This window comes from Pollutibacter soli (assembly GCA_029269725.1).
Classification (GTDB): domain Bacteria; phylum Bacteroidota; class Bacteroidia; order Chitinophagales; family Chitinophagaceae; genus Pollutibacter; species Pollutibacter soli.
In genome coordinates this window covers 1-507 of sequence record JARJHS010000036.1, presented here as the reverse complement: position 1 = coordinate 507, position 507 = coordinate 1, and the positions used below count along the sequence as shown (strand labels likewise).

The following is a 507-nucleotide window of genomic DNA, read 5'->3' as shown; positions in this document are numbered from 1 at the left end:
AATCTTGCGTTTACCGCTCATGTACTGTCCGGTTAACGACTCCGGCACCGCCATAATTGCTTCCAGTGGACCTTCCGCGACCACTTCACCGCCGTGAACACCTGCGCCCGGGCCAATGTCGATCACATGGTCAGCGGCGCGAATCGCGTCTTCGTCGTGCTCCACCACAATCACGGTATTACCGAGATCGCGCAGATGGATAAGCGTACCCAACAGGCGCTCGTTATCGCGCTGGTGCAGGCCGATAGATGGCTCGTCCAGCACGTACATAACGCCAACCAGGCCCGCACCAATCTGGCTCGCCAGACGGATACGCTGGGCTTCACCGCCGGAAAGCGTTTCTGCCGAGCGGGAAAGCGTCAGGTAATTCAGGCCGACGTTAACGAGGAATTTCAAACGATCGCCGATCTCTTTAAGAATTTTTTCCGCAATCTTCGCCCGCTGACCTGCGAGTTTGAGATTGTTGAAGAATTCCATCGCATGACCGATGCTCATGTCGGAGATGGC

At 56.2% G+C, this 507-nt stretch carries 1 pseudogene; it reads right to left on the bottom strand.

Annotated elements, in window-relative coordinates:
- A pseudogene (locus tag P2W82_RS24740) lies at positions 1-507 on the bottom strand (excinuclease ABC subunit UvrA); the annotation flags it as partial.